Annotated in this window: 21 protein-coding genes; 14 read left to right on the top strand and 7 right to left on the bottom strand. The window is 44.9% G+C overall.

The annotated features are described in order from the left end of the window. Positions 1 to 10 precede the first annotated feature (10 nt). Together JV16_RS04645 and JV16_RS15915 are read left to right on the top strand one after the other, a co-directional pair. Entirely contained in the window at positions 11 to 1,663 is a 1,653-nt protein-coding gene (locus JV16_RS04645; RefSeq protein ID WP_021094043.1) for a methyl-accepting chemotaxis protein, read from the top strand. 146 nt (positions 1,664 to 1,809) lie between these two features. Next, positions 1,810 to 1,899, top strand: coding sequence for a putative holin-like toxin (locus tag JV16_RS15915; RefSeq protein ID WP_003395444.1), 90 nt, complete (start codon positions 1,810 to 1,812; stop codon positions 1,897 to 1,899). 398 nt (positions 1,900 to 2,297) lie between these two features. On the opposite strand, the gene JV16_RS15110 is transcribed toward JV16_RS15915, so the two are convergent. Together JV16_RS15110 and JV16_RS04640 are read right to left on the bottom strand one after the other, a co-directional pair. Continuing rightward, a complete protein-coding gene (locus JV16_RS15110; protein WP_003395443.1) occupies positions 2,298 to 2,423 on the bottom strand; it encodes a DUF3941 domain-containing protein in 126 nt (41 codons plus the stop codon). Between the two features lie 29 nt (positions 2,424 to 2,452). Next, positions 2,453 to 3,316, bottom strand: coding sequence for a DegV family protein (locus JV16_RS04640; protein ID WP_021094768.1), 864 nt, complete (start codon positions 3,314 to 3,316; stop codon positions 2,453 to 2,455). Positions 3,317 to 3,403: 87 nt separating this feature from the next. On the opposite strand from JV16_RS04640, the gene JV16_RS04635 reads away from it, so the two are divergent. Next, the gene (locus JV16_RS04635) at positions 3,404 to 4,237 is read left to right on the top strand and encodes a YitT family protein (RefSeq protein ID WP_021094767.1); all 834 of its coding nucleotides are present in this window, start codon (positions 3,404 to 3,406) and stop codon (positions 4,235 to 4,237) included. A gap of 24 nt (positions 4,238 to 4,261) precedes the next feature. Here the strand turns inward: JV16_RS04635 and JV16_RS15105 are convergent, their stop codons facing one another. The 3 genes from JV16_RS15105 to JV16_RS04630 form a co-directional block, all read right to left on the bottom strand. Beyond that, positions 4,262 to 4,435, bottom strand: a complete 174-nt coding sequence (locus JV16_RS15105; protein ID WP_021094766.1) for a DUF3813 domain-containing protein — start codon at positions 4,433 to 4,435, stop codon at positions 4,262 to 4,264. Between the two features lies 1 nt (position 4,436). Next, entirely contained in the window at positions 4,437 to 4,589 is a 153-nt protein-coding gene (locus JV16_RS15755) for a hypothetical protein (RefSeq protein ID WP_009361918.1), read from the bottom strand. Positions 4,590 to 4,678: 89 nt separating this feature from the next. Beyond that, positions 4,679 to 5,485, bottom strand: coding sequence for a Cof-type HAD-IIB family hydrolase (locus JV16_RS04630; RefSeq protein ID WP_021094765.1), 807 nt, complete (start codon positions 5,483 to 5,485; stop codon positions 4,679 to 4,681). 108 nt (positions 5,486 to 5,593) lie between these two features. Between JV16_RS04630 and JV16_RS04625 the strand changes: the two genes are divergently transcribed. After that, entirely contained in the window at positions 5,594 to 6,361 is a 768-nt protein-coding gene (locus tag JV16_RS04625; RefSeq protein WP_021094764.1) for an alpha/beta fold hydrolase, read from the top strand. Positions 6,362 to 6,474: 113 nt separating this feature from the next. On the opposite strand, the gene JV16_RS04620 is transcribed toward JV16_RS04625, so the two are convergent. Beyond that, on the bottom strand, positions 6,475 to 7,158 hold the full coding sequence (locus tag JV16_RS04620) for a Crp/Fnr family transcriptional regulator (protein ID WP_021094763.1): 684 nt from the start codon (positions 7,156 to 7,158) through the stop codon (positions 6,475 to 6,477). 175 nt (positions 7,159 to 7,333) lie between these two features. On the opposite strand from JV16_RS04620, the gene argC reads away from it, so the two are divergent. From argC to clpB, 9 genes are all read left to right on the top strand, one after another. After that, positions 7,334 to 8,359 carry an N-acetyl-gamma-glutamyl-phosphate reductase gene (gene argC, locus JV16_RS04615; RefSeq protein ID WP_021094762.1) on the top strand — a complete coding sequence of 342 codons (1,026 nt, stop codon included), beginning with the start codon at positions 7,334 to 7,336 and terminating at the stop codon, positions 8,357 to 8,359. A 14-nt stretch (positions 8,360 to 8,373) separates the two neighbouring features. After that, positions 8,374 to 9,600: a bifunctional ornithine acetyltransferase/N-acetylglutamate synthase gene (gene argJ, locus JV16_RS04610; RefSeq protein WP_021094761.1), complete on the top strand. Its 1,227-nt coding sequence runs from the start codon at positions 8,374 to 8,376 to the stop codon at positions 9,598 to 9,600. A 7-nt stretch (positions 9,601 to 9,607) separates the two neighbouring features. After that, positions 9,608 to 10,372 (top strand): acetylglutamate kinase, encoded by a 765-nt coding sequence (gene argB / locus JV16_RS04605; protein WP_035063161.1) that lies wholly within the window; start codon positions 9,608 to 9,610, stop codon positions 10,370 to 10,372. Continuing rightward, a complete protein-coding gene (locus JV16_RS04600) occupies positions 10,369 to 11,526 on the top strand; it encodes an acetylornithine transaminase (RefSeq protein ID WP_021094759.1) in 1,158 nt (385 codons plus the stop codon). The genes argB and JV16_RS04600 overlap by 4 nt, the downstream gene beginning before the upstream one ends. Before the next feature lie 49 nt (positions 11,527 to 11,575). Further along, a complete protein-coding gene (locus JV16_RS04595) occupies positions 11,576 to 12,643 on the top strand; it encodes a carbamoyl phosphate synthase small subunit (RefSeq protein WP_021094758.1) in 1,068 nt (355 codons plus the stop codon). Then, positions 12,636 to 15,740, top strand: coding sequence for a carbamoyl phosphate synthase large subunit (locus JV16_RS04590; protein ID WP_042534492.1), 3,105 nt, complete (start codon positions 12,636 to 12,638; stop codon positions 15,738 to 15,740). Before JV16_RS04595 ends, JV16_RS04590 begins: the two co-directional genes overlap by 8 nt. Continuing rightward, complete coding sequence (gene argF / locus JV16_RS04585; protein ID WP_209428832.1) at positions 15,737 to 16,681, top strand: ornithine carbamoyltransferase; 945 nt, start codon at positions 15,737 to 15,739, stop codon at positions 16,679 to 16,681. Before JV16_RS04590 ends, argF begins: the two co-directional genes overlap by 4 nt. A gap of 89 nt (positions 16,682 to 16,770) precedes the next feature. After that, a complete protein-coding gene (locus JV16_RS04580) occupies positions 16,771 to 16,950 on the top strand; it encodes a YjzC family protein (RefSeq protein ID WP_003395421.1) in 180 nt (59 codons plus the stop codon). Between the two features lie 85 nt (positions 16,951 to 17,035). Then, positions 17,036 to 19,618 carry an ATP-dependent chaperone ClpB gene (gene clpB, locus JV16_RS04575; protein WP_042534490.1) on the top strand — a complete coding sequence of 861 codons (2,583 nt, stop codon included), beginning with the start codon at positions 17,036 to 17,038 and terminating at the stop codon, positions 19,616 to 19,618. Positions 19,619 to 19,643: 25 nt separating this feature from the next. Here clpB and JV16_RS04570 read toward each other — a convergent pair whose 3' ends face one another. Continuing rightward, positions 19,644 to 19,823 (bottom strand): YjzD family protein, encoded by a 180-nt coding sequence (locus tag JV16_RS04570; RefSeq protein ID WP_042534488.1) that lies wholly within the window; start codon positions 19,821 to 19,823, stop codon positions 19,644 to 19,646. A gap of 138 nt (positions 19,824 to 19,961) precedes the next feature. Here JV16_RS04570 and JV16_RS04565 point away from each other — a divergent pair, with 138 nt between their 5' ends. After that, positions 19,962 to 20,663, top strand: coding sequence for an alpha/beta fold hydrolase (locus JV16_RS04565; RefSeq protein ID WP_042534486.1), 702 nt, complete (start codon positions 19,962 to 19,964; stop codon positions 20,661 to 20,663). Positions 20,664 to 20,702 lie beyond the last annotated feature (39 nt).

Genomic DNA, 20,702 nt, shown 5'->3' with positions numbered 1-20,702 from the left:
GAGGAATATGATGACGATTAAACAACGATTGTTATTTCACTCATTAGCTACACCCATCATTGCAGGGGCTATTATTGTGTTTATTATTATAAATATGCTTTCGATTCAATCGTCGAATCAAGATTTTGTGCCGCTCATGATGAAAGCGCAACATTTGCAGGCGGAGCTAAAAGCGACGAAACAAAGTTTAAGCAACTATGCTTACAGTCCGACAGAAGGAAATAAACAAGAAGTGATCGTTCGTTTAGCGGAATCGGAAAAGCTGCTTCAAGCATTAAATAAAGGATTAACTGAGCCGTATTTTCGTTCTGCGCTTGAGCAAGCGAATAAAAAATTCGCTGAGCTTGCGAAACAATCGAATGATGCGCTTGATGCAAACGATGTAGCGGAAGTGCGCCGCCAGTCGATGCGTGCCGAAGGGGTATTGAACGATGTGTACGTCATCAACACGTATGTGAGCGAATATTATGCGCACATGCAAAACACGTTACAAAAACAAATTGATCGCGTCATTACCGTTTCGCTTGTTGCGATTGCGGTTGTGCTATTGTTTGCAGGATTTAGCGGCGTGCGTTTAACACAAAAAATGTCGACGCCGTTGCGAAAAATTGCTGAAAACGCAAAACAAATTGCGAACGGCAATTTGCGCATTGAGCCTGTGAAGTATAGTGGAAAAGACGAATTGGCCGATTTAAATGCGGCGTTTACGGCGATGGCTGATCAATTGAATGTGTTGCTTCAGTCAGTTGATACAGTCAGCAAGCAAGTCGAAGCGTTTGCGAAAGAAATTGATGAAGAAACGAAGACGTTAACAGAAATTAATAACCAAGTCGCTGTATCGACGAACGAATTATCTGCAGGGGCGCAAAGCATTTCTGAAGACTTACAAAGCGCCGTACAGCTCATTGAGCGAATGGAAGGAACTGTGCAGCAAAACGTCGGTCGGACGGAGCAAACGGCCCGTTATAGCGATGAAGCCGTTGAAGCGATTACGCATGGTCAAGCCGCGTTAGCAGAACAAAAAGGATTTATTGATGAAAATACGAAGGCGACCGCTTCGATTGAACAATCGACTGCGCAGTTTGCGACGTATGCAAGCAAAATTCAAGATATGGCAAAAGCGGTTGCTGATATTGCAACGCAGACGAACTTGCTTGCGTTAAATGCGGCCATTGAAGCGGCGCGAGCAGGGGAAGCGGGCAAAGGATTTGCCGTCGTTGCCGAAGAAGTGCGCAAGCTTGCGGAAGAATCGTCAAAAGCGACAAGCCAAATTTTCGAAATGGTACAGCTTATCCAATCGGGGTTGACGAATGTGACAGAAGCGGTTCGTCGTGGGGTTGACATTGCCGAAGCGCAGGCGAAAGCGATTGAAACGACGACGGAGGCGTTTGCACAAATTGAAAATAAAGTGCATCATATTACGACAGATATTCAAGCGCTTGTCGTCGGCATGAACGAATCAAAAGAGCTCGGCAAAAACGTTTTACAAAACGTTGAAAGCATTAGTGCGGTTGTCGAACAGTCAGCCGCAGGAAGCGAACAAATTGCCGCTTCCATGGTCGAACAGTTAGAAGCGTTCAAAAAAATGAGCGAAAAAGTGACGACGTTGCGTCAACTAACAGACGACTTACAACAAACGATGGCAAAGTTTCAAATGAAGTAAAAAAGATGCTCCGCGCGAGCATCTTTTTTACTAAGTATTGTTCAACTTTTTCGTTTTCAGTCGTATGTTGCAGTGATATAATGTGAATGGCACGGTGATATGCAGGGTGGGCAGTGGCTACTCCCTTATAGAAAGGGGGGCTACTGATGATTGCAGTTGAAGATGCACTAACGTTAATGATTGCCTTTGCATCTTTAATTGTCGCAGTAATTGCGGTTGCTAAAGATAAAAAGTAACCCACCCTGCTAGGCCCAAGTGAGGGTAGGTTACTTCCTAACATGTCTCGGGCCACTGCACGTCTTGCAGTAAGCCGTGTATCGTAGGGCATTGGTGGCAGCCAATGCCCTATTTTTAAAAGATAAGAAAGTATAAAAGTTCGAATTGATGTCTAGCTCCAAGCGCCATCGGCTCGAGTCGCTCCGCCCCACACTGCGGCGGCGACACATTGAGATACTTCGGTGTTGTTGCCCACGCAGAACCAAGCGACCGCTTGGTTCGAGCTCTCCTCGGTGGGGCTTGTGCGCTCTTCGCCGATAGGCGGGCGCTTTGCGCTTTTCTTATGTCAATTCATTTTCACCTTTCATTATAACGCGAAAAGGGAACAATGAAAAGAGATACTGCGATCCTCTTGTTTTTACAAATGATTCGTTTCTTTTGAATAGGCGCGTTTGCCAGCTTGGCGGTTTTTTTCGCGCTCCATATTTTTTTCATGTCGTTTGGCATTATTGTCTTTTGCTTTTTTGTCGTTATCGCTTGTCATCATCTCGCCCTCCTTTATCGGTAGTGTAATCATTGCTCAACCTGTTTATTCAAGAAAAAGAGGGCAATCGTTCCCGGTCCGGCATGCGCTCCGATGGCGCCGCCGATTTCAGAAATGAAAAATTGTTTGCATCCGAACGTTTCTTCAATCATCGCTTTTAGTTCGAGCGCCGTTTGTTCATCGTCGCCGTGACTAATGCCGATGAGTTGGTGTTCAACGTTTGCTCCGCGCTGTTGCATCAGCTCAATCATGCGCTTCAACACTTTTTTCCGTCCGCGCACTTTTTCAATCGGAATTAACTTTCCGTCCTCGACGTGAAGAAGCGGTTTAATGTTTAACACTCCACCGACGAACGCAGCGGTTTTGCTGACGCGTCCGCCGCGCGCTAAATATTGCAAGTCATCGACGGTGAAAATATGTTCCATATGGCGACAATACGTTTCGATTGTCGTGACGACATGTTCATACGGCATGCCGCTTTCAGCTAGCTCAACCGCTTTTTTTACGACAAGTCCAAGGCCGAGCGATGCGCATTTCGAGTCGATGACCGTCAATTTTGCATGAGGATATTGTTCAAGCACTTCGTTTTTCATCATGACGGCTGTTTGATATGTACCTGACAAAGCAGAAGAAAAAGCAATGTAAATGGCAGGGATGTTTTCTTGCGCAAGTGTCGTAAATAGCTCTTTCATTTCGGAAGGTTTCGCTTGCGACGTTTTCGGCACATCGCCTTTACGCATCGCTTCGTATACTTGTTTTGGTTGAATCGTCAGTTGGTCATCGTAATCGTGGTCGTTAATATGAACAACTAACGGCAAAAAGGCAATTTGTTTTTCTTGTATAAAAGAAAGTGGCAAATCGCACCCGCTATCCGCTATAATTTTAATATTCATTTCAATCACCCCTATGTATGTACTTATTTTAAGTGTAGCGATTCTTATAAAAAAAAACAATCTTATCGTTTTGTAGGAGGATGTTCTGTGGATGTAAAAAAATTGTTTGTCGTCGTGATTGGCGGATTATTAAATGCGATCGGCATGAATTTATTTTTAATTCCAGCAAACGTATATACGAGCGGATTTGCTGGAGCAGCTCAGCTCATTTCAAAAGTCGTTGGGGACTATACACCTTATGCGATTTCAACCGGTTTGTTGCTTTTTTTATTTAACATTCCGGTAGCTATTTTAGGGTGGAAAAAAGTAGGGAAGTCATTTACGTTTTACAGCTTTTTAAGCGTTGTGTTCATGTCGTTATTTCTCGAGCTCATTCCGATTCGTTCGCTTTCGGAAGATATTTTATTAAATGCGGTATTTGGTGGGGTGATTGCGGCCATCGGAACGGGCTGGACGTTAAAGTGGGGGGCGTCAACCGGCGGTTTAGATATTATTGCGCTCGTGTTGTCGCGCGTGAACGATCGTTCCGTTGGGACGTACATTTTTGCGCTTAACTCGATTATTATTTTAACGGCTGGATATATGTACGGTTGGGAAAAGGCGCTCTATACGCTTGTGACGTTGTATGTCACGACGCGCGTCATTGACGCCATTCATACGCGCCATCAAAAGCTTACGGCGCTCATTATTACGACAAAAGGGGAAGAGATGAAGCAGGCGATTAAATCGCAAATGGTTCGCGGCATTACCGTCATTCCAGCCAAAGGTGCATTTTTAAATGAAGATAAAGATATGTTAATGATCGTTATTACGCGCTATGAATTGTTTGATTTAAAACGAATTATTAAAGAAGTCGATCCAAAGGCGTTTACGAACATTATGCAAACGACAGAAGTGGTCGGCTTTTTCCGAAAAGAGTAGAAGCTGCGCACGAGGCGCAGCTTTTTACAATGCATCGAGTTCGTCTCGCAAGTCGTGCAACTGTTTTCGTTCGGCATCGTTGGCGTTGGCGAAAGCGGATGAGAGCGTATTTTTTGCCACAGCGATGGCGCGTTCTGTTTTTTCTTCTTTCGCTCTGGCGACTGCTTTTTTCGCTTGTTGAAATAACGGATTGCCCATATTAAAATCCCCCGAGGTTCGTATGGTCTGCTTTCTCTGCTTTGCGTCGTTCCGCTTCTTCATACGTCATATGATACGGAATGCGCTCATCATGTTTATAAACAGCATCGGCACCTTGCTGAATGAAACGTTTTGATTTATTTCGTTTGCCCACACGACATTCCCCCTTGTTCGCCGCTTGTGACGCATATGGCGTCGATGATAGTTTGTTCATGTTTGCGCCACAATACGTGAGGGAATTTTTTATAACTTTAATAACGATTGCAAATAAACGGCGATGCCATCTTCTTCATTTGTTTTTGTTACATCGTCTGCGATTGCTTTTAACGGTTCAATCGCATTGCCCATCGCGATGCCTACCCCAGCCCATTTTAACATCTCAATATCGTTATCTTCATCGCCGAAAGCGATGACGCGCTCGCGTGGAATGCCGTAAAAAGAAGCAATTTTTTCAAGACCGACTGCTTTATGAATGCCGGTTCGGACGATTTCAATGACGTGCCATGGGGCTGTCCAACTGCGATGGTCGATGACGTTCGCATGCACGTCTGATAAATATGTGCGAATGCGTCCAACGTTTTGTTCATCAGATAAAATTAAAATGCACGTCGGATCTTTGCGTAAAATGTCACGCAAGTTTCCGATATATACATTTGGGTTTCCTAAATTAAACAAATCAAGCAACTGTTCGTCATGTTCGTGAAAATACACATCGTCCATCACTTCGGCTAAAATGTTGCGCACGTTGTATTTTCGGCTTACTTCAACAATTTCTTTCACCGTCCCTAACTGAAGCGGCGTATGGTACATGCCCCAGCTGTCGTCTTTCGGATGATGAACGAACGCCCCGTTAAAATTGACGATTGGCGTCGTTAATTGTAATTGTTCATAATACATTTTGCTTGCGCGATACGGCCGTCCTGTCGCAATGACGACGATATGTCCCGCTTGTTTTGCTTTTTGAATGACGTCATATGTACGATCAGAAATCGTTTTATTATCTTTTAATAACGTGCCGTCTAAATCAATCGCAATTAAATGTTGGTCCATCGTTTGTTCCCCTTTTCGTTAAAATGATTCATTATTAGTGTATCGTTTTTCCAAAATATTTGTCTATATGGTAATATAATGTTAAAACATAAAATGGGAGATGAGAACATGGTATCCATTATTCGTGAGTCAATCGCAAACGTTCCGTGCTTGCATGTAGTGAAAGAAGATGATAAACATCATATGCGACCACTTGTCATTTTTATTCATGGATTTACAAGCGCAAAAGAACATAATCTTCATTTCGGCTATTTGCTTGCCGAAGCCGGATATCGTGTCGTGCTGCCGGATGCGCTTTATCACGGGGAACGTCCAAATCCGCTTTCTGACGATAAATTATATTTGTCGTTTTGGGATATTGTGTTAACGACTATACGTGAATTAGAAGAGATAAAAAATGAACTAGTCGAGCGAAAACTTGTTGACCCTGAGCGTATCGGTGTCGTTGGTACATCGATGGGAGGCATCGTGACGTTTGGGGCGTTAACGCAATATGATTGGATTCGCGTCGCTGGTTCGCTCATGGGCAGCCCATGCTATCAAACGTTTTTTGATTTACAGCTGCAATTTGCTGAGCGAAAAGGAATGACGTTGCCGCTTTCTAACGAACAAATTGAAACGTTGCGCAACACGTTAATGGCGTACGATTTATCGTTGCAGCCTGAAAAATTAAACGGCCGTCCGCTTTTCATTTGGCACGGAAAACAAGATGATGTCGTCCCGTTTGATTATACATACGCGTTTTACAAACAAATCGAGCCGTTCCATCAGCCGCTTATGATGCTAGTTGATGAACATGCGGGACATAAAGTGACGCGCGAGGCATTTTTACAAACGGTTCAATGGTTTGTCACACATTTATCGTCGTGCAAATAATAATAAATGGAAAATCGCTGTCGATTAAAAAAGTAGGGATTTATGAAATTGTGAATGCTGTTTATTTTGCGCTTGTCATTATAATCGTTTATTAAGCCGACAAATGTGTCGGCTTATTTCATGTTGCATATATCGATGGGGCAGCCTTCACAGCGAATTTCATCTTTTAAAAATTGCACATCGTGAATCGTGATTTTTCCTTTCTCGACAGAAACGATGCCGAGTTCTTTTAATTCTTTTAACAGACGGCTGACGACTTCGCGTGCGCTGCCGCAAAAATTGGCGAGCTCTTGATTGGTCATCGGCATATCAATGAAAATGCCGTCTTCTGTTTCGACACCGTAGCTATTCGCTAAGCGAATAAGCGTCGAATACAACGCCCCTTTTTTTCCGTGCAAAATTAAATCGCGTATTTTCGTTTGCATTCGTTGCAATTGCAAATGAACCCATTGCATAAACTGTAACGAAAACGCATGATCCGTCAACAGCTTTTCTTCAAGTTGCTGTTTGTGAATAACAGCTAACGTTCCTCCTTCCATCATTTTTGCACTTACCGTACAGATACACGTCAATTGAAACGGAACGACCTCCCCAAACGCATCGCCTTGTTCACAAATGCGAAGCAATAGTTCGCGCCCTTCCTCCGTCGTTTTGCTTAATTGCACTTTCCCTTCACATACAATATATAGCTCGTTTGCCGCTTCTCCTTCGCGAAATATATATTCTCCTTTTTGCATATCAATCATATGGTGAGGAAGGGAAAGAAGATCGGATAAGGAGATCGGTTGAATTGTCATACACTAACCACCTTTAATTATTGTCTACTTCCATTAAAAAGAAAAATACATATTCGGTCAATAAATGAATGAGAAAAATGAAAAAATATTTAAATATACATTTGATTTTATTTTTATGCAGTATTATAATGATAACTAAATTTATAACAATATACAGAAAGTGGGGAGCTGTTTCATGAAAGTCTCCATTATCGGAGCGACAGGCTATGGGGGCATTGAGCTCATTCGCTTATTGCAACATCATCCGCACATGCGCGTCGCTTCTGTTCATTCATCTTCACAAGCAGGTGTTTCGCTGCAAGATGTGTATCCGCATATTGGGGGGCGTTTCGTCTTGCGCGATATTCAAAGCGACGATATTGAAGGCGATCTTGTTTTTTTAGCGACGCCACCCGGCGTATCGAGCGAATGGACGCCGAAATTGCTTGCGGCGGGACATAAAGTCATTGATTTATCTGGAGACTTTCGTTTGCGCGATGGGAACGTATATGCGAAGTGGTATAAAAAAACGCCGCCGAACGAAGAAGTGCTCAAACAGGCGGTATACGGTTTAACGGAATGGAATCGCGAGCACATTGCAAACGCCAGTTTAATCGCCAATCCCGGCTGTTATCCGACAGCGACGTTGCTCGGATTAGCGCCGCTTGTCATTCAAAAATGGATCGTGCCTCATTCTGTTATCGTTGATGCGAAATCGGGTGTATCAGGTGCAGGACGTGGGGTATCGCTTGGCGTTCATTTTGCGGAAACGAATGAAAACGTAAAAATATACAAAGTAAATACACATCAACATATTCCGGAAATTGAACAAATGTTGCGCGATTGGAACGAACAAATGGGGCCGATGACGTTTAGCACGCATTTAATCCCGATGACGCGCGGCATTATGGCGACGATATATGCGGAAGCGGCATGCATCGTATCGCTTGATAGAATGATAGAGTTATATAAAGAAACGTATAAACATTGCCCGTTCGTTCGTGTTCGGGAAGCAGGGTCTTTCCCATGCACGAAAGACGTGTACGGTTCAAACTATTGCGATATTGGAGTCAGTTACGATGAACGAACGAATCGCATCACGGTTGTGAGCGTGATCGACAACTTAGTGAAAGGGGCGGCGGGGCAAGCCGTTCAAAACGCCAATGTGATGCTTGGATTAGAGGAACAAACCGGACTAACATCGATGCCGATGTATCCGTAAATGGGGTGGAGAAGATGAAGTTGATCGAAGAAAAAGTGAAATATGTCGCAGATGGAACGATTGTCACACCAAAAGGATTTCAAGCTGCTGGTGTGCATGCAGGGTTACGCTATACGAAAAAAGATTTAGGGGTAATCGTTTGCGACGTGCCGGCATCGTGTGCGGCCGTTTATACGCAAAACGTGTTTCAAGCCGCACCGCTTCAAGTGACGAAACAAAGCATTGCGGTCGAACAAAAGCTTCAAGCGGTCATTGTCAACAGCGCATATGCGAACGCATGTACAGGGGAACAAGGATTAAAAGACGCATACGAAATGCGAAAGTTGTGCGCGGAGGCGTTTGGGCTTCCAGAACATCTCGTTGCTGTTGCATCGACAGGAGTGATCGGTGAATGTTTACCGATGGAAAACATTCGCGCGAGCATCCCAAAATTGAAACCGACGGCACAATTAGATGGAGCCGTTGATTTTCAAACAGCGATTTTAACGACGGATCTCGTCATGAAAAAAACGTGTTATGAAACGGTTATAGACGGTCAAGTCGTGACGGTTGCAGGAGCGGCAAAAGGATCGGGAATGATTCATCCAAATATGGCAACGATGCTTGCTTTTATTACGACGGATGCAAACGTCCCATCAGACGTATTGCAAGATGCGCTTCGTTCCATTACGAACGTATCGTTTAATCAAATTACGGTCGATGGGGAAACGTCAACGAACGATATGGTCATCGTCATGGCGAGCGGGTTAGCTGGCAACGAGCCACTTTCTCCACAACATCCAGATTGGGCAAACTTTTATGAAGCGCTCCGTCAAACGTGTGAACATTTAGCGAAGCAAATTGCTCGCGACGGAGAAGGGGCAACGAAATTAATTGAAGCGCGCGTCAAAGGAGCGCGAACGGACGAAGAAGCAAAATGGGCAGCGAAACATATTGTCGGTTCCAACTTAGTGAAAACAGCAGTGTACGGAGCGGACGCAAACTGGGGACGCATTATTGGTGCAATTGGACATAGCGGAGCATTCATAAACCCGAATTGCGTGGACGTATGGATCGGTTCGATTCAAATGTTAAAACAAAGTCAACCGGTGCCGTTTTCGGAAGAAGAGGCGAAAGCGGCTTTAATGGAAGATGTCGTCGTGATTACAGTCGATTTACATGTCGGCAACGGGGAAGGCATTGCGTGGGGCTGTGATTTAACGTACGACTACATTAAAATTAATGCAAGTTATCGCACGTAAGGAGGGGATGAATGTGATTGTCATCAAATGCGGGGGCAGCGTGCTTCATGAGTTATCCCCATCGTTTTTTACAAGCGTGCAACAATTAAGAAACAGCGGGCTTGATGTTGTTATCGTGCATGGCGGGGGGCCAGATATTGGACAATTGTTACATGCGCTCGACATTCCGTCTGAATTTGTAAATGGATTGCGAAAAACGACAAAAGACGTGTTAGACGTTGTCGAAATGGTATTAAACGGAAAGGTGAACAAAACGCTCGTCTCGCTTTTACAAGCAAACGACATTCGCGCCGTCGGTTTGTCCGGTGTCGATGATTGTTTGTTGCAAGCGAAACCAATCGACGTACAAACGCTCGGCTATGTAGGAGAAGTCGTACACGTTCATGCGAAGATTGTGCATACGTTGTTGCGTCACGGATACGTGCCCGTCATTGCACCGATCGGAATGGATGAGCATGGCCAGACGTATAACATTAACGCAGATACAGCGGCGGCGGCGATTGCACAGGCGCTTTCAGCTGACAAACTCGTTTTTGTGACAGACGTCGCTGGCATTTTAAGCAACGGAGAAGTTGTCAAAGAAGCAACCGCTCATATGATTGAAGCGATGATTGCAGATGGAACGATTTCAGGAGGAATGATTCCGAAAGTGAAAGCGGCTCTTCATGCGCTCAACTCGGTCAATGAAGTCGCTATTGTGAGCGGAAAAGTCCCATTTTATAAAGAAGGAACGTGGCATGGAACGATGATGAAGAAAGAGGTGTACGTATGATTTTCCCAACGTATCAACGGTTTCCGATTACGGTTGCTAAAGCGGAAGGAACGAAACTCATCGCCACAGACGGAAAACAATATCTTGATTTTGTCGCAGGCATTGCGGTATGTAATCTCGGCCATCGCCACCCTGCTGTACAGCAGGCGCTCGAGGCGCAGCTAAACGAAGTATGGCACGTATCTAATTTATTTCATCTCCCTATTCAAGAAGAAGTCGCTTCCCTTCTTGTGCAACATTCCGTTGGCGATGCGGTGTTTTTTTGCAATAGCGGAGCGGAAGCGAACGAGGCGGCAATCAAGCTTGCACGCAAACATACGGGACGTTCTAAAATCATTACGTGCGAACAGTCGTTTCACGGTAGAACGTTTGCGACGATGACAGCGACCGGGCAAGCGAAAATTCACGATGGATTCGGCCCGTTGTTGCCGACGTTTACGTACGTGCCGTTTAATGATATCGCTGCGTTAGAACGAGAAATGGATGAAACGGTGGCAGCTGTCATGGTTGAAGTCGTGCAAGGCGAAGGCGGTGTTGTTGTCGGAGAAAAGTCATTTTTACAGGCAGCCGAGCAGCTTTGCCAAACGTACGGAGCATTGTTGATCGTCGATGAAGTGCAAACAGGCATCGGACGAACAGGCACGTTGTTTGCTTATGAGCAGTTCGATCTTTCCCCTGATATCATTACCGTCGCAAAAGGATTAGGAAGCGGCTTTCCTGTCGGGGCGATGATCGGAAAGAAACATGTCATATCGACGTTTAGCGCCGGAGTGCACGGCTCAACGTTTGGCGGAAACGCTTTGGCGATGGCGGCGGCGAAAGCGACGCTTCACATCGTGACACAACCGTCATTTTTACGGGAAGTACAAGAAAAAGGGACGTATTTTAAACAAAAATTAGCCGAACAGTTAAACAACGTTCAAATCGTGCAAGATGTGCGCGGTTTAGGGCTCATGATCGGCATCGCATGCAGTGAACCTGTTGCGAATATATTGCCGCATATTCATGAGCGTGGGCTTCTTGCTTTAGCAGCGGGGCCGAACGTCATTCGTTTATTGCCACCGCTCATCGTGACGAAAGAGGAACTTGATGAAGCGATAAATATATTACAAGAAGCGTTAACGTCATATGAACGTGATTTTTTATACGTATGAATGAATAAAAATTCTGTTTGTTTAATAAACATTCGTTTGGGGTGTGAACATGGAGGCGTATTTACATTTACAAAACGGCAAAATGTTTGCCGGAAAATTGGAAACGGCATGGACGGGAGATATTGCGGGGGAAGTTGTCTTTTTTACAGGGATGACAGGATATCAAGAAGTGTTAACAGATCCGTCGTATAAAAATCAAATCGTCGTATTTACGTATCCGCTTATTGGAAATTACGGGATTAACGAAGTCGATTTTGAAAGCAAACAGCCGCATGTAAAGGCGGTCATCGTTTATGAAGCGGAGGAGACAGGGTATCATTACGAAGCGACGTATAGTTTGAAACAATATTTGCAAAAATGGAACGTTCCGCTTCTCACCCATGTCGATACGCGAGCGGTCGTGAAACAAATTCGTGAGCACGGGGCGATGCCTGCGGTTATTTCAACGAGCCGGCAGGCGGTCGTGCAAGTGGAAGAACAAGCGCCCGTGCCGCTCGTGAGCACATCGGACATACAAACGTACGGAAACGGTCATATGCACGTTGTTTTGTTTGATTTCGGATATAAAAAGTCAATCGTTCATTCGTTAATGGCGTACGGCTGTCGCGTGACGGTCGTTCCGTACAATACGACGTTACAAACGGTCGAACAACTTGAGCCAGACGGAGTATTATTATCGAACGGACCGGGGGATCCGAAACAATTGTCTTACTATTTGCCAAATATTTTAGCGGTCATCGAACGGTATCCAACGCTTGCGATTTGCCTTGGGCATCAACTCGTTTCGCTCGCTTACGGCGGGGATACGGAAAAATTGCCGTTCGGGCATCGTGGAGCAAATCAGCCGGTATATGATGCGAAAACGAAAAAAGTGTTGATGACTTCGCAAAATCACGGCTATGTGGTGAAGGCAGAAAGTTTAGCGCATACGCCGCTTTCCATTCGTTTTATTAACGTCAATGACGGTTCGGTGGAAGGTGTCGCCCATGAAACGAAGCCGATTTTATGTGTGCAATATCATCCGGAAGCGCATCCTGGACCAAACGATACACAATTTATTTTTGCTGAATTTGTTGACATGATGAAAGCAGCAAGAAAGGAGAAAGTATATGCCTAAAGATTCAACGCTTCGTTCGATTCTTGTGATCGGTTCTGGTCCGATCGTCATCGGGCAAGCGGCAGAGTTTGACTATTCGGGAACGCAAGGTTGCTTAGCATTAAAAGAAGAAGGATACCGCGTCATTTTAGCAAACAACAATCCCGCGACAATTATGACGGATGAAGTGCATGCGGATGCGGTATATTTTGAACCGCTGACGGTAGAAAGTATGGAAAAAATTATCGCAAAAGAGCGACCCGATGGGCTATTAGCGACGCTTGGCGGACAGACGGGACTGAATTTAGCGTTCGCTTTACACGAACAAGGCATTTTACAAAAGTATAACGTTCGCTTGCTCGGCACACCGATTGAATCGATTAAACGTGGCGAAGACCGTGAAGCGTTTCGGGCGTTAATGTATGAATTAAACGAGCCGGTGCCAGAAAGCGAAATTGTGACGACAGTTGAAGAAGCGGTGCAATTTGCGAAACGAATCGGGTTTCCGATCATCGTTCGCCCAGCGTATACGCTCGGGGGAACGGGTGGCGGCATCGCACAGACGATGGAGGAGCTTGTCGACATCGTTACAAAAGGATTGCAAGAAAGCCCGATCACGCAATGTTTAGTGGAACGGAGTGTCGCGGGATTTAAAGAAATTGAGTATGAAGTGATGCGCGACCATACGAATACGTGCATTACGATTTGTAATATGGAAAACATCGATCCGGTTGGCATTCATACCGGTGATTCGATCGTCGTTGCTCCGTCGCAAACGTTGACAGATGTCGAATATCATATGTTGCGCTCAGCTGCCATTAAAATTATTTCGGCGCTCGGTGTTGTCGGAGGATGCAACATTCAATTTGCACTCGATCCAAAAAGTAAAAAGTATTATTTAATTGAAGTGAATCCGCGCGTCAGCCGATCATCCGCTCTTGCATCAAAAGCGACAGGGTATCCGATCGCAAGAATGGCGGCAAAATTAGCGGTCGGCTATACGCTTGCGGAACTAGTGAATCCAGTGACAGGACATACGTATGCGAGCTTTGAGCCTGCGCTTGATTATGTCGTCGTGAAATTTCCGCGCTTTCCGTTTGACAAATTTTCGTTTGCCGATCGTCGCCTCGGCACGCAAATGAAAGCGACAGGAGAAGTGATGGCGATCGACCGTAATTTCGAGCGTGCGTTGCAAAAGGCGCTTCATTCGCTTGAGTTAGATCATATCGGTTTACATTCACCAGCGCTTGCGAAACAGCCGACGAAGGTGTTAGTAGATATCGTCAAAGCGGGAGACGATCGCCGCTTTTTCGCTATACTCGAGCTGCTTCGTCGCGGTATAGCGACAGAACAAATACACGAATGGACGAAAATCGACTTATATTTTTTAACTCGTTTTGCTCAGCTTATTGCGCTTGAACAACAAGCGAAAGAAACGACGCTTCATTCGATTGATGAACAAACGTTTCGCATGCTAAAAGAAAAAGGATTTTCCGATGCGTATTTAGCTTATATATGGAACGTGGATGAAAAAGATGTGCGAGAAAAAAGAAAAGCATATGGCATCGTTCCGTCTTATAAAATGGTCGATACGTGTGCTGCTGAATTTTCGGCTGAAACATCGTATTATTATTCGACATATTTTGGGGAAAGTGAAATACAGACGAGCGATCAGCGGAAAATGCTTATTCTCGGCTCAGGTCCGATTCGCATTGGGCAAGGGGTTGAATTTGATTATAGCTCTGTTCATTGCGTGTACGCTTTGCAGCAAGCGGGATATGAAGCGATTTTAATGAACAATAACCCTGAAACAGTCAGCACCGACTTTACCGTTGCCGATCGTTTATATTTTGAGCCGCTGACGGTAGAAGATGTGTTAAATGTCGTGGAAGCGGAAAACGTCGAAGCGGTCATCGTGCAGTTTGGCGGTCAAACGGCCATTAACTTAGCGAACAAGCTTGAATCGTACGGTGTGTCAATCATCGGCATGAATAGTGAGATCATTGACCAACTAGAAGATCGGGAACGTTTTTATGCGCTCCTTCAGTCGCTCGACATTCCACATGTGAAAGGAACGATGGCAAACGATGAAGCGGAATTAATGGAAAAAGTGGAACGTATCGGTTATCCGCTTTTGCTTCGCCCATCGTACGTCATTGGCGGGCGTGGAATGCATATTGTTTATGATGAACAACAGCTTGCTTCACTAATCCAACAAGAAATGGTATATCCGATGTTAATTGATGAATATGTACGCGCAAAAGAAGGAGAGTTTGATGCGATTTGTGACGGACATAATGTGTTCGTTCCGACAATTATTGAACATGTCGAAAAAACAGGCGTCCATTCCGGTGATAGTTATGCATGGTTGCCTGCCCAATCGTTTACGGAAGAAGAAAAAGCGAAAATGATCGATTATACGAAGCGGATCACAAATAAACTTCATTTCAAAGGGTTAATGAACGTGCAGTTTATTGTGCGAGATGGGGATGTGTACGTATTAGAAGTCAATCCGCGCGCAAGCCGCACCGTTCCAATTGTAAGTAAAGTGACAGGTGTGCCGATGGTTCAACTCGCGACAAACGTATTGCTTGGGAAATATTTGTCGGAAGACGTCAAACAATCGGTTTCTATCCCATATGTTGTCTTAAAGTATCCGGTGTTTTCGACATATAAATTGCCGGGTGTCGATCCGCTTGTCGGTCCGGAAATGAAGTCGACAGGGGAAGGAATTAGCATTGCAAAAACAGTGCAAGAAGCGGCATATAAAGCATTTTATCCATATCTCGTAAAGAAAAAAGAGGCGTATGAAATATATGTCGATGCACGAGATGAGGCGAAGGTGTTAATCGAGCATGCAAAACAACAAGGGTTAACGATCGTAACAGATGAACCGTTCGAACGATGGGTCGAGAAAAAAGAAGCGCTCGCATTTGTTAGTTTCATGCGTGATGAACAAAGTGCATCGCGAAGAAAACAAGCGCTCGCTCGCCATGTGCTCGTATTGACGGAAGAAGAAACTGCACATTTGTTTGTTCAAGCGTGGTCGACAAAACATTTTTCCGTTTGTTCGATTCAAGATTGGTTAAAAAATTTACGTGAAGTGGTGAGAAAATGAATATGACAGCAACGATTCAGTTAAAAGGAAAAGATTTTTTAACGTTAGCGGACTATTCGAAGGAAGAAATCGAATATTTGCTTCATTTGGCGCTTGAATTAAAGGAGAAGCAACAAAACGGCGAACGGTACACGCCGCTAAGCGGCAAAACGTTGGCGATGATTTTTGAAAAGCCGTCAACGAGAACACGCGTCTCATTTGAAGTCGGCATGGTTCAATTAGGCGGTCATGCACTTCATTTAAGCAGCCGCGATTTGCAAATTGGACGTGGAGAAACGATTGCAGATACGGCGCGCGTATTATCGGAATATGTCGATGCGATTATGATTCGCACATTCGAGCATGAGAAAGTAGAGGAGCTTGCCCATTATGCGACGATTCCTGTCATTAATGGGTTGACCGATGACGATCATCCGTGTCAAGCGCTTGCCGATTTACTAACGATTTATGAAGTGAAAGGAAAACTTCAAGGGCTAAAGCTTGCCTACATCGGTGACGGAAACAATATGGCGCATGCGTTAATGCTTGCGGCGGCAAAAGTCGGCATGCATTGTGCAGTCGCTTCACCGAAAGGATATGAACCGAAAGAAGCGGTTGTTAACGAAGCGAAAAGCAGCGCAAACGAAAGCGGTGCAACGATCGTTGTAACAAACGATCCGTATGAGGCGATTGCGGATGCAGACGTTGTATACACAGACGTATGGGCAAGCATGGGGCAAGAGGCGGAAGCGAACGAACGGATGCACGTCTTTGCGCCGTTTCAAGTCAATGAAACGCTCGTCCAACAAGCGAAAAGCGATTTTATGTTTTTACATTGCTTGCCCGCTCACCGCGGCGAAGAAGTGACAGAAGGGGTGATTGATGGAGTGCGTTCATACATTTTCCAACAAGCCGGCAACCGCCTTCATGCACAAAAAGCATTGCTCGTTTCGTTGCTGTAGCATTTGGATATCGATCCGTTATTTCTCATCATCGTTTTGAAACAAAACGGACATATTATGAAATGATCAGACGATGAGGAGGGATACGGATGGGACAAAGCCGACATTTTCGCCCCGGACAAAAAGCGCCAAACAACGGGATATATATTGAAATTGGCGAGACAGGCGACCAAGTGAAAAATCCGAAAAAATTAAAACTAAAAGCAGGTGACCGTTTCCCAGAAACGTCGAATCATAATCGTATATGGACGTACTTTCCAAAACCGTAAGCCATCCTTGCATAAGGGTGGCTTTCTCGTTATAATACGTAATAGATAAAGGTCAAAAAAAGTCAAAGTCAAAGGGGTGAGTGCGATGAATATGCAACAAATGACGGAAAAAGTGCAAGAGGCGTTCATGCGAGCGCAATCGTTGGCCATAGAGAAACAACATCAAGAAGTGGACGTTGAACACGTTTGTGTGGCGCTTCTCGAACAAGAAGATGGGCTTGCAAGGCGCATTTATGAAAAAATGTCTGTTTCCGTTTCAAGTTTGTTAGATGAGTGGAACAAACAACTCAACAAAAAACCGCAAGTCATTTCTAGTTCGGAGGCCGGAAAAATATATGTCACAAGCCGTTTGCAACAATGGGTTGTTCGGGCGGAACAAGAAGCGAAACAAATGAAAGATGAATATATATCCGTTGAGCACTTGTTGCTTGCGCTCGTTGACGACAAAGAAGCGAAACATATATTGTCACGCTATGGAATCGAGCGAGAAAAGCTATTGCAAACGATTATGGACATAAGGGGGAATCAACGCGTGGTTAGTCCAAATCCGGAAGCGACATATGAAGCATTGCAAAAATACGGTCGCGATTTAGTGGCGGAAGTGAAAGCAGGAAAAATTGATCCAGTCATCGGCCGCGATAGCGAAATTCGCCGCGTCATTCGCATTTTATCGCGCAAGACGAAAAACAATCCTGTTTTAATTGGAGAGCCGGGCGTTGGAAAAACGGCGATCGTTGAAGGGCTCGCCCAACGTATCGTGCGCAAAGACGTGCCAGAAGGGTTAAAAGATAAAACGATTTTTGCGCTAGATATGAGTGCGCTTATTGCAGGGGCAAAGTTTCGCGGAGAGTTTGAGGAACGGTTAAAAGCGGTATTAAATGAGGTAAAGAAAAGCGAAGGGCGCATCATTTTATTTATTGATGAACTGCATACGATCGTCGGTGCGGGACGGACGGATGGGGCGCTTGATGCAGGAAATATGTTAAAGCCGATGCTTGCGCGCGGAGAATTGCATTGCATTGGAGCAACGACGCTTGATGAATATCGACAATATATTGAAAAAGACCCTGCGCTCGAACGCCGTTTCCAACAAGTGCTCGTAGAAGAGCCGACGGTAGAAGATACGATTTCAATTTTGCGCGGCTTAAAAGAGCGATTTGAAATTCATCACGGCGTGAACATTCATGACGGTGCGCTCGTTGCGGCGGCGACGTTGTCCGATCGTTACATTTCTGATCGCTTTTTGCCTGATAAAGCAATTGACCTTGTTGATGAAGCGTGCGCGATGATTCGAACGGAAATCGATTCAATGCCGACAGAGTTAGATGAAGTGATGCGAAAAATGATGCAGCTTGAAATTGAAGAAGCGGCGTTGAAAAAAGAGCAAGATGAAGCGAGCAAACAGCGCTTGCAAGCGTTGTCGCAAGAGCTTGCGAATTTGCGCGAAAAAGCAAATGCGATGAAAGCGCAATGGGAAAAAGAAAAAGAAGCGATTCAACATGTGCGCGCGTTGCGTGAGCAGTTAGAAAAAGCGAAGCGCGAGTTAGAAGAAGCGGAAAACAATTACGATTTAAATAAAGCGGCAGAATTGCGCCACGGACGCATTCCACAACTCGAAAAACAATTAAAACAGCTAGAAGAAACGGAAAAAGAGAGACGGTTGTTGCGCGAGGAAGTAACGGAGGAAGAAATCGCGACAATCGTGTCAAAATGGACGGGCATTCCGGTGACAAAACTTGTTGAAGGTGAACGCGAAAAGTTGTTGCGGTTAACCGACATTTTACATGAGCGCGTCATCGGGCAAGACGAGGCGGTACAATTCGTGAGCGATGCAGTGTTGCGCGCACGTGCAGGCATGAAAGATCCGAATCGTCCGATCGGTTCATTTCTTTTCCTCGGTCCGACAGGTGTCGGAAAAACAGAATTGGCGAAGGCGTTAGCGGAAGCGCTTTTCGATAGCGAAGAACAGATCATTCGCATCGATATGTCGGAATATATGGAGAAACACGCAGTTTCTCGTTTGATCGGGGCGCCTCCAGGATATGTTGGCTACGAAGAAGGTGGGCAGCTGACGGAAGCGGTGCGCAGAAAGCCGTACGCTGTGATTTTGCTTGATGAAATCGAAAAAGCGCATCCGGAAGTGTTTAACATTTTACTGCAAATGTTAGATGACGGTCGGATGACGGATTCGCAAGGAAGAACGGTCGATTTTAAAAATACGGTCGTCATTATGACGTCAAATATTGGCTCGCATACGTTGTTAGAAGCGGTCGATGCGCACGGAGACATAAACGAAGAAGCACGTGAACAAGTGTTGAAACAATTGCGAGCGCATTTTAGACCAGAGTTTTTAAACCGAGTGGACGACATTGTACTATTTAAACCGTTAACCGCCCGCGAAGTGAAAAGCATTGTGGATAAGTTTATGAAACAATTGGAGGAGCGACTAGCAGAGCGCCATATGACGATTACGTTAACGGAAGAAGCGAAGACGTACATTGCGACACATGGGTTTGATGCTGTATACGGTGCCCGCCCGCTCAAACGTTTTATTCAAAAACATATTGAAACGAAGCTTGCCCGTGAAATCATTGCCGGACGTATTGGAGACTACGACACCGTCACGATTGATATTGAAGGCGACGAATTCGTCGTAAAAAAAGGATAAACGGACGTATGCCGTTTATCCTTTTTTAATGATGCACAGGGTCGTTCGGAATGAGTTGTGCAATCAATAAAATGAGAACGGTTGCAATGACTGCCAACGTTGTGCCTGTTTCGAAATGGTAAGCCGCGCCGATCATCGAGCTGACGACGTATGTCACCATGTTTACTAATAAAAACGTCCAGAAAAACGTCCAAAAAATACGCATGCCATTCCCTCCTTTACACTCTTTTTTATCTTAACATAAATGGTGAATAGACGAAAACGAAAAATTGCAACGCCTAGTACACGCAAAAGAAAATCGCATACGATATATTGTACAATGATGTGCGTAAGGTGGACGATGATGACAGAGAAGCAACGATTTTTCCAATTTAGCGAGCAATGGTGTGCGATTCATGTTCCAGATCGGCCAAACGGATTTGGTTTACTTCTTTTAGGAGACGTCTCCCACTTCGTCGATGACAAAACGAGTTTATGGATGCAACATGTTGGGAAAAACAAGCTGTTAAACGATTTGTTACAACATGGATATACGATTTTTTACTCGCATTTGTACGGGGCGAATTGGGGAAGTCCAAAAGCGGTCAAACTAGCGAAACAGCTCATTTATTATGTGCTGAAAACGGAAATTTTAAATGAGCGCATTTACGTATTCGCAGAAGGAATGGGGGCGCTTGTCGCCTTGCAGTTGATGAACGATTTACGCGATCAAATACGGGCGATTGCGCTATTAAATCCTTGTTTGCATTTACAGGCGCAACTCCAACATGAAAAAGAGCATAAATTTTTTTATAAGCGGATGTTACGTCAATTAAAGCAAGCGTACGGAACAACGGAAGAGGAATTGGACCTCCCTCCGCTTTCCGCACCGGTTGTGCCGATAAAAATTTGGCAAGTGTCAGGAGTGAATCCATATCCTCCAACGATTCATGCAAGAGCGTATGCGCAAGCGTTTGGCGTGCCTGTTTCATATCATTTGCCTGAAAAAACATATACGTTTGCGCAAGCCATTCATGCGTTTTATGAACAATATAGCGATGTATAGTCCCCATACCCATGGGGATTTTTTCTTTACCGATAGGAA

Origin of the sequence: Anoxybacillus ayderensis (genome assembly GCF_000833605.1) — a bacterium.
GTDB lineage: Bacteria > Bacillota > Bacilli > Bacillales > Anoxybacillaceae > Anoxybacillus > Anoxybacillus ayderensis.
This window is presented reverse-complemented; position numbering and strand designations above follow the sequence as displayed.

Coding starts and splice junctions, on each gene's coding strand:
- argC (WP_021094762.1), top strand. CDS start 7,334: ATGAAAGTCTCCATTATCGGAGCGACAGGCTATGGGGGCATTGAGCTC.
- JV16_RS04640 (WP_021094768.1), bottom strand. CDS start 3,316: ATGAATATTAAAATTATAGCGGATAGCGGGTGCGATTTGCCACTTTCT.
- JV16_RS04630 (WP_021094765.1), bottom strand. CDS start 5,485: ATGGACCAACATTTAATTGCGATTGATTTAGACGGCACGTTATTAAAA.
- JV16_RS04565 (WP_042534486.1), top strand. CDS start 19,962: ATGACAGAGAAGCAACGATTTTTCCAATTTAGCGAGCAATGGTGTGCG.
- argB (WP_035063161.1), top strand. CDS start 9,608: ATGAATGTGATTGTCATCAAATGCGGGGGCAGCGTGCTTCATGAGTTA.
- JV16_RS04625 (WP_021094764.1), top strand. CDS start 5,594: ATGGTATCCATTATTCGTGAGTCAATCGCAAACGTTCCGTGCTTGCAT.
- JV16_RS04580 (WP_003395421.1), top strand. CDS start 16,771: ATGGGACAAAGCCGACATTTTCGCCCCGGACAAAAAGCGCCAAACAAC.
- JV16_RS15110 (WP_003395443.1), bottom strand. CDS start 2,423: ATGACAAGCGATAACGACAAAAAAGCAAAAGACAATAATGCCAAACGA.
- argJ (WP_021094761.1), top strand. CDS start 8,374: ATGAAGTTGATCGAAGAAAAAGTGAAATATGTCGCAGATGGAACGATT.
- JV16_RS04645 (WP_021094043.1), top strand. CDS start 11: ATGACGATTAAACAACGATTGTTATTTCACTCATTAGCTACACCCATC.
- clpB (WP_042534490.1), top strand. CDS start 17,036: ATGAATATGCAACAAATGACGGAAAAAGTGCAAGAGGCGTTCATGCGA.
- JV16_RS04595 (WP_021094758.1), top strand. CDS start 11,576: ATGGAGGCGTATTTACATTTACAAAACGGCAAAATGTTTGCCGGAAAA.
- JV16_RS15105 (WP_021094766.1), bottom strand. CDS start 4,435: ATGGGCAATCCGTTATTTCAACAAGCGAAAAAAGCAGTCGCCAGAGCG.
- JV16_RS04570 (WP_042534488.1), bottom strand. CDS start 19,823: ATGCGTATTTTTTGGACGTTTTTCTGGACGTTTTTATTAGTAAACATG.
- JV16_RS15915 (WP_003395444.1), top strand. CDS start 1,810: ATGATTGCAGTTGAAGATGCACTAACGTTAATGATTGCCTTTGCATCT.
- JV16_RS04600 (WP_021094759.1), top strand. CDS start 10,369: ATGATTTTCCCAACGTATCAACGGTTTCCGATTACGGTTGCTAAAGCG.
- argF (WP_209428832.1), top strand. CDS start 15,737: ATGAATATGACAGCAACGATTCAGTTAAAAGGAAAAGATTTTTTAACG.
- JV16_RS04620 (WP_021094763.1), bottom strand. CDS start 7,158: ATGACAATTCAACCGATCTCCTTATCCGATCTTCTTTCCCTTCCTCAC.
- JV16_RS04590 (WP_042534492.1), top strand. CDS start 12,636: ATGCCTAAAGATTCAACGCTTCGTTCGATTCTTGTGATCGGTTCTGGT.